The sequence below is a fragment of the Pseudonocardia sp. GCM10023141 genome, assembly GCF_042653605.1.
Genome location: NZ_JBHSIR010000055.1, coordinates 304272 through 311182, shown reverse-complemented (window position 1 = coordinate 311182; position 6911 = coordinate 304272). Strand labels below are relative to the sequence as shown.

The following is a 6911-nucleotide window of genomic DNA, read 5'->3' as shown; positions in this document are numbered from 1 at the left end:
GGGAGAGCCACGCCGCTCCATGACGTCCCTCTCTACTATGTCAATGAAACATTGACACCTTCCTGTGGTCAATCGAAGATTGACCACAGACCCGCACGGACAAGGGCAGCGGCGGTCGCCGGGTCAGGCGGGAAGCAGCACCGAGCAGAGAGCCAGCAGCCGAGAGCGCAGGGGAGCAGCGGCAGCGGCGAACCCGGCCTGGGCACGGGCGTACTCGGCCCGGCCGGCGGGGGTCTCGATGCGGACGGGCGGATAGCCCAGCGCGGCGAGGTCGTAGGGACTCGCGCGCATGTCGAGCTCGCGCACCTCGACGGCGAGGGCGAAGCAGTCGGCCAGCAGCTCGGCGGGCGTGGCCGGAGCGAGCTTGTAGGCCCACTTGTAGAGGTCCATGGTGGCGTGCAGGCAGCCGGGCTGCTCGTTCGCGACCTGCTCGGAGCGCTCCGGCACGAGCGCGTTGAGGGGGCGGGCGGCGGCCGTGAAGAAGCGGTAGGCGTCGTGGTGGGTGCAGTGCACGGGCAGCGACTCCACCACGGCGTCCGTGCCGGCCGCGCCCAGCCGCAGCGCCACGGCGTCGTGGCGGGGAGCGTCGCTGCGGTACACCATGGCCCACTCGTGCAGGCCGAAGCAGCCCAGCCGCGCCGGGCGGGCCGCGGTGGCCGCGAGCAGGGCCTGCACGAACCCGGCGGTGGCGGCGATCCGCTCCGGCAACGCCGCGGGGTCGAGCCGCACCGCGTCGCCGTCGCGGACGAAGCCGGGCACGTCCAGGAACTGCTCGCCGCCGCGCAGCAGCACGTCCGGGCCGGGGTGCCACTGCTCGAGCCGCTGCGGGCGCAGCGAGTAGTAGGTGAACAGGAAGTCCATCACCGGGTGCGCCTCGCGGCGCTGCCGCCGCTCCCGGTGCGGCAGCGTCCAGCGTTCGACGCGGGCGCGGTGGGCCGCCGCGCGGGCGCGCCACACCGGCTCCTCCAGCACGGTCGGCACGCCCACGGCGTCAACGGTAGGTCAGTGCGTGACGGCGCGAGATCCCGGTCCGTCCGGCTCCACCCCGAAGACCAGAATCCGCTGCGGCCGGATCCGGATCACGCCGGGCGCCGCGCCCGGTACGGCGCTGCTGCGCTCCTCGAGGAGGGTCTCCGCGACACCGCGGACCTCGATCGCACGCGGGCTCCACGGATCGAGGACCACGTCGTCGACGACGAACGCGACGCGCCCGTCGGCCACGATGTTGCGCCACTTCTGCGAGTCGGGGTTGTGGTAGCCGCCGATGTCGATCGCCCCGGTGTCGGGATCGACGCTGAACCCGACGGGCCGGACCTGCGGCGCCCCGTCGGGCCCCGTGGTGGCGAGCCGACCGATCCGTTGTCCCTGCAGGTAGGCGAGCTCTGCAGGCGTGAAGATGCTCATGCGGCCAGTCTGGGAGGTGAACCCGGGTTCAGGTCAACCGGCCGTTCCGGGCTGCGCGTGGGTGCCGTCCTGCACGGTGCCCACGACGTGCTCGATGAGGTCCTCGAGCGTGACGAGCCCGACGACCGCACCCTGGGTGTCGACCGCCCGGCCGAGGTGGGCGCGCGAGCGGCGCAGCACGGCCAGCGCCTCATCGAGGCGGGCTCCGGACGGCACCTCCGGCAGCACCCGGATCCGTTCGGGCGGAACCTCGGCGTCGGGGGAGTCGACGAGGTCCAGCACGTCCTTGACGTGCAGGTACCCGGAGTAGCGGTCGCCGGTGCCGCGCACCGGGAAGCGGGAGAAACCGGTGTCGGACACGATGCGGGCGATGTCGCCGACGGTGGGCCGGGCCGGCAGCGTGACGAGCTCGGCGCGCGGCACGAGCACGTCGGCGACGGTGGTCTCCACGGAGTTGAGCGTGCGGGTCAGCCGGGACGACTCGTCGTCGTCGAGGAGGCCCTCGCGCCCGGACTCGGCGATGAGGTCGGCCATCTCGCCGGACGTGAACGCCGATTCCAGCTCGTCGCGCGGCTCGACCCCCATGAGCCGCAGCACCCCGTTGGCCATCACGTTGAACAGCGCGATCAGGGGCCGCGCCGCGGTGGTGAACACCAGGAACGGCGGTACCAGCAGCATGGCGGTGCGCTCGGGGCCGGCGATGGCGATGTTCTTCGGCACCATCTCGCCGATCACCATGTGCGCGACCACCACGAGCGCGAGCGACACCGCGAACGCGATGGGGTGCAGCACCGCCTCGGGCAGCCCGACCCACCCCAGCGGCCGTTCCAGCAGGTGCGCGACGGCAGGCTCGCCGAGGCGGCCCAGCAGCAGCGAGCAGATGGTGATGCCCAGCTGGGAGGCAGCCAGCATCCGGGACAGGTCAGCGCCGGCACGCAGCACGGTGCGGGCCGCGGGCTGGTTCATCGCCTCCAGCCGGTCGCGCCGTGCCGAGACGAGCGCGAACTCGGCTCCGACGAAGAACGCGTTGGCGCCCAGCAGCAGGATCGCGGCCAGCAGGGCGAGCAGATCGCTACCCACGGGTGCGCTCCCCGGATTGGACCGGCACGGATCGGACTGGCACGGATCGGTCGGACTCGACCGGAACGGGCACCTCTTCGGCAGTGGCCGGGTCCGGGGCCGGGTCGGGGGCCGGGTCCGGGGCACCCGCAGGGTCCGGCGGGGCCGCAGCGGGCCGCTCGACGGGCGCCACACCGGCCCCTGCGCTCGCGGCGGGGGCCGGGCGTGGGTCGGTACCGTCGATGTGGGTGAGCTGCAGGTCGGCGATGCGGTTGCGGTCGCGGCGACACACCGTGAGGCGCCAGCCGTCCACCACCACGTCGTCGCCGACCTCGGGGATGCGGCCCAGCCGCGCCAGCACCAGCCCGGCCAGGGTCTCGTAGTCACCCGAGGGCATGTCGAAGCCGGTGGCCTCGAGCACCTCGTCGTCGCGCAACAGCCCGGAGACCTGCCACGTGGCCGCGCCCAGCCTGCGCACCTGGGCCTGCTCGGCACCATCGTGCTCGTCGCGCACGTCGCCGACGATCTCCTCGACGAGGTCCTCGAGCGTGACGATGCCGGCGGTGCCGCCGTACTCGTCGACGACGACGGCCAGCTGCAGCCCGGCGGCGCGGAGCGTGGTGAGCAGGTTGTCGCCGTCGAGTGAGCCGGGCACGGTCGGCACCGGCTGCGCGATGGTGCGCATGGTGACGATGCCGCGCTCGGCCGCCGGCACCCCGAAGGCCTGCTTGACGTGGACGACGCCGAACACGGCGTCCGGGTCGCCGTCGTCGACCGGGAAGCGGGAGAAGCCGCTGCGGCGCGAGAGCGCGATGAGGTCGTCGACGGTGTCGTCGGCGTCGAGCGACTCGACCCGCACGCGGGGTGTCATCAGATCCTCCGCGACCCGGTCGGTGAACCGCAGCGAGCGGAACAGCAGGGTGGCGGTGCCCGCGTCGAGCGTGCCGTGACGTGCGCTGGTGCGCACCAGCGAGATCAGCTCGCGAGGTGATCTCGCCGAGCGCAGTTCCTCGGCGGGTTCGACGCCGAGCCTGCGGACGATCGTGTTGGCCACGGCGTTGAGCCCGCTGATCAGCCAGCGGAACGCGTGGGCGAACCCGCTCTGCAGCCAGACGATGGCGCGCGCAGTGCGCAGCGGGTCGGCGATCGCGAGGCTCTTGGGGACGAGCTCGCCGAACACCATCGACAGCGTGGTGGCGAGCACCAGCGACAACGCCGTGGCGGTACCGGCCGCGACCCCCTCAGAGAGGCCGGCGCCGAGCAGGCCCGGCAGGAACAGAGCGGCGATGGCGGGCTCGGCGACGTAGCCGGTGACGAGCGTGGTGACGGTGATGCCCAGCTGGCTGCCCGACAGCTGGAACGACAGCCCGCGGTGGGCGCGCTGCACGGTGCGGGCGCGCCGGTCACCGACCATGGCGACGTGGGCGTCGACCTGGCTGCGCTCGAGCGCGGTGAGCGCGAACTCGGAAGCGACGGAGACGGCGGTGCCTGCGGTGAGCGCGACGACGGCCAGCAGGCCCAGTATCGACATCAGCATGGCGCGGCCGGATCGGCGAGTGGGCCAGGATCGGCGATGGGCACAGCGGTGATGGGCACAGCGGCGATGGGCACGGTGGACGCGGACGCGGGGAGGAGCAGTAGCCGGGGCGAGCCCGGCCTCCTACTGCAACCCGGCGCTGCGGGACTTGCGGTCGGCACGGGCGTGATCTCCTCGAGAAGGTGCGCCCCAGTCTACGGCGTGTCCCCGGCCGGGTGACGGTGCGGGCCCCTGCGACGCAGTGCCCCGTGCTCGGGCAGCGCCGCCGTCAGGTCCACGCCGAGGCCGCCCGTGAGGTGGTCGTAGCAGCTGCGGGCCCGGCGCAGGGCGGCGGCTCCCGTGTGCCGGCGCAGCGAGCGCACCGGCTCGGTGGGGGCCAGTGCGGCGAGCGCCTCGATCGCGGCGGTGACCCCCGCCCCGGAGAGCCGGTGGTAGCGGTGGCGACCCGACGGTTCGACGTCGATCAGCCCGCCGGTGCGCACCTTCGCCAGGTGGGCGCTGGTGGCGGGGGCCGAGGGGCCGGCTTCGGCGGCCAGCACGCCGGCGGGCAGGGACCGGCCGTCGGCGAGTGCCATCAGGATGCGCGCCCGGGAGCGGTCGGCGAACAATGTCGCGATCGCGGCGACGTCGGCGTCTCCTCCTGCGGTCGTGGCCATGGCACCAGTGTCCACCGGCGACGCTTCAGCGCAGGCCGAAGCGTTTCGGCGCCACCCTCGATCGATGCTCACCGGATCGACAGCCACCGGAACCCCGTCCAGCACCCGACCGCGGCTGGGCGTCTGGGCCGCGGTCACGTCGCTGGCGCTGCCCGCGGGGCCGCTGGCGGTGGCGGTGGCGGTGGCCGCGATGAACCTCGCGATGAACGGGACGCTGTTCGTCGCGACCCCTGTTGCTGCAGGTCGTGCAGGGTCGCTCGGCGCTGGCCGCCGGGGTCGCGATGCTGCCGCTGTTCGTGCCGCTCGTCGTGCTGGGCCCGGTGGCCGGCCGGTTCGCGGCGCGCTGCGGACCGCGGGTCCCGATGCTGGTGGCCGCCGCGCTGGGCGCTCCGTCGGCGGCAGCGCTCGTGTTCGTCACGCCCGAGCAGGGCTCGCTGTTGCTGGGGACCGCCCTGCTCGGGTTGGGGTGCGCCGCGGGCCGGTTCACCGCGCCGGTGGTCGCCGCCGGTGTGCAGGCCGTCCCGGGCGACCGCGCCGGGCTCGCCGCCGGCCTCATCACGACCGCCCGGCAGGCGGGGACGGCGCTCGGGGTCGCCCTGTTCGGGGCCGTCGCGGGCGCACCGGCCGACGCCGCGGGCTTCACGGCGGGACTGCACGTGGTGGGCGCGATCGGTGGCGCTGCGTGGGCGCTGGCCTTCCTGTTGTCGGCCATCGGTGTACCACCGGCCACCCGGAGGTGAGCAACGCGTCACCTCTGCAAGCGCGGCGGCGGTCCGGGATCTAGGTTCTCGGGTCATGAACGGCAGCCGCACCGGTGCGCGCGAGACGTCATCCCCGTACGTCGACTTCGATCGCGCGTCCTGGGCGCGGCTGGGGGAGAACACCCCGCTGCCGCTGACCGCGACGGAGCTCGACCGGGTGCGCAGCCTCGGTGACGCCGTCGACCTCGACGAGGTCCGCGAGGTCTACCTGCCGCTGTCGCGCCTGCTGACGCTGCACGCGCAGGAGGGTGGGCGCCTCTACCGCGCCTACCGCACCTTCCTGGGCAACACCACCGCACGCACGCCGTTCGTGATCGGGATCGCCGGCTCGGTGTCGGTCGGGAAGTCGACCACAGCGCGCCTGCTGCGCCTGCTGCTGGCCCGCTGGCCCCAGCACCCCCGCGTCGAGCTGATCACCACCGACGGGTTCCTGCACCCCAACGCGGAGCTGGAGCGGCGCGGCCTGATGACGCGCAAGGGCTTCCCGGAGTCCTACGACCGCCGCGCCCTGCTGCGGTTCGTGACCGAGGTCAAGGCGGGGCGCTCCGAGGTGACCGCGCCGGTCTACTCGCACCTGGTCTACGACGTGGTCGACGGCGAGCGCTACACCGTGCACCGCCCCGACATCCTGCTGCTCGAGGGCCTCAACGTGCTGCAACCCGCGGCGCCGACCACAGACCGGCGCGCCGCACTCGCCGTCAGCGACTACATCGACTTCTCCGTCTACGTCGACGCCGCGACCGTCGACATCCGCCGCTGGTACGTGGAGCGCTTCCTGCGGCTGCGCGAGACCGCGTTCCGCGACCCCGACTCGTACTTCCGCCGCTACGCCGCACTCGACGAGCCGGCCGCGATCGCGCGGGCCGAGAACATCTGGGCCGAGATCAACGGCCCGAACCTGGAGCAGAACATCCGCCCCACGCGCGGACGGGCGAGCCTGGTACTCCGTAAGGGTTCCGACCACAACGTCACCGGTATCCGATTGCGCAAGGTGTGACGTCGAGCTGGCACCATGTGCAGATGACCACCGAGCTGATCCACGAAGGCGCCCGGGTGCCCCGGGGCACCGACGAGCTGACCGAGCTCGCCGCCCGCCTGCGGCTCGCCGTGGGCAGGCTCAACCGCCGCATCCGCATCGACGGTCACGAGTCGATCCCGCCGCTGCAGCTCTCGGCACTGGTCACCGTGGAGAACTACGGCCCGCTGCGCCTCTCCGAGCTCGCGCGCCGCGAGGCCGTCACGGCGCCGACGATGAGCCGCGTGCTCACCGCGCTCTACGAGCAGGGCCTCGTGGAGCGCGCCGCCGACCCCCAGGATGCCCGCGGGGTACTCGTCACGCTCTCGGCGGAGGGGCGGCGGCGCATCGATGAGGTCCGCAGCGCGCGTACCGCGCTGGTGGCGCGCCGGCTGCACCGCCTCGACGCCGAGCAGCGGGCCGCGCTCGCCGCGGCCATGCCGGCGCTGGAGGCCCTGCTCGTCGACGACGAGTAGCTG

General features: G+C 73.6%; 8 protein-coding genes. 3 read left to right on the top strand and 5 right to left on the bottom strand.

The genetic code is table 11. The annotated features are described in order from the left end of the window. Nucleotides 1–123: 123 nt before the first annotated feature. The 5 genes from ACFPFQ_RS30525 to ACFPFQ_RS30505 all read right to left on the bottom strand — a co-directional run bounded on the left by ACFPFQ_RS30525 (nucleotide 124) and on the right by ACFPFQ_RS30505 (nucleotide 4656). Nucleotides 124–987 (bottom strand): 3-methyladenine DNA glycosylase, encoded by an 864-nt coding sequence (locus tag ACFPFQ_RS30525; protein ID WP_379624999.1) that lies wholly within the window; start codon nucleotides 985–987, stop codon nucleotides 124–126. A gap of 15 nt (nucleotides 988–1002) precedes the next feature. Then, the gene (locus ACFPFQ_RS30520; RefSeq protein ID WP_379624997.1) at nucleotides 1003–1404 is read right to left on the bottom strand and encodes a PPOX class F420-dependent oxidoreductase; all 402 of its coding nucleotides are present in this window, start codon (nucleotides 1402–1404) and stop codon (nucleotides 1003–1005) included. Between the two features lie 33 nt (nucleotides 1405–1437). Continuing rightward, on the bottom strand, nucleotides 1438–2484 hold the full coding sequence (locus ACFPFQ_RS30515; protein ID WP_379624995.1) for a hemolysin family protein: 1047 nt from the start codon (nucleotides 2482–2484) through the stop codon (nucleotides 1438–1440). Next, nucleotides 2477–4000, bottom strand: a complete 1524-nt coding sequence (locus tag ACFPFQ_RS30510; RefSeq protein WP_379624993.1) for a hemolysin family protein — start codon at nucleotides 3998–4000, stop codon at nucleotides 2477–2479. Before ACFPFQ_RS30510 ends, ACFPFQ_RS30515 begins: the two co-directional genes overlap by 8 nt. Before the next feature lie 194 nt (nucleotides 4001–4194). Next, nucleotides 4195–4656 carry an ArsR/SmtB family transcription factor gene (locus tag ACFPFQ_RS30505; RefSeq protein WP_379624991.1) on the bottom strand — a complete coding sequence of 154 codons (462 nt, stop codon included), beginning with the start codon at nucleotides 4654–4656 and terminating at the stop codon, nucleotides 4195–4197. 233 nt (nucleotides 4657–4889) lie between these two features. Between ACFPFQ_RS30505 and ACFPFQ_RS30500 the strand changes: the two genes are divergently transcribed. The 3 genes from ACFPFQ_RS30500 to ACFPFQ_RS30490 are packed head-to-tail and all read left to right on the top strand — an operon-like array spanning nucleotide 4890 to nucleotide 6908. Then, nucleotides 4890–5396 (top strand): hypothetical protein, encoded by a 507-nt coding sequence (locus ACFPFQ_RS30500; protein WP_379624989.1) that lies wholly within the window; start codon nucleotides 4890–4892, stop codon nucleotides 5394–5396. 55 nt (nucleotides 5397–5451) lie between these two features. Then, entirely contained in the window at nucleotides 5452–6414 is a 963-nt protein-coding gene (coaA, locus tag ACFPFQ_RS30495; protein WP_379624987.1) for a type I pantothenate kinase, read from the top strand. Nucleotides 6415–6437: 23 nt separating this feature from the next. Continuing rightward, a complete protein-coding gene (locus tag ACFPFQ_RS30490) occupies nucleotides 6438–6908 on the top strand; it encodes a MarR family winged helix-turn-helix transcriptional regulator (RefSeq protein WP_379624985.1) in 471 nt (156 codons plus the stop codon). The last annotated feature ends 3 nt before the right edge of the window (nucleotides 6909–6911 follow it).

Bases quoted from the DNA above. Each gene is read 5' to 3' on its own strand.
- ACFPFQ_RS30520 (WP_379624997.1), bottom strand. From the start codon at position 1,404: ATGAGCATCTTCACGCCTGCAGAGCTCGCCTACCTGCAGGGACAACGG.
- ACFPFQ_RS30510 (WP_379624993.1), bottom strand. From the start codon at position 4,000: ATGCTGATGTCGATACTGGGCCTGCTGGCCGTCGTCGCGCTCACCGCA.
- ACFPFQ_RS30505 (WP_379624991.1), bottom strand. From the start codon at position 4,656: ATGGCCACGACCGCAGGAGGAGACGCCGACGTCGCCGCGATCGCGACA.
- coaA (WP_379624987.1), top strand. From the start codon at position 5,452: ATGAACGGCAGCCGCACCGGTGCGCGCGAGACGTCATCCCCGTACGTC.
- ACFPFQ_RS30490 (WP_379624985.1), top strand. From the start codon at position 6,438: ATGACCACCGAGCTGATCCACGAAGGCGCCCGGGTGCCCCGGGGCACC.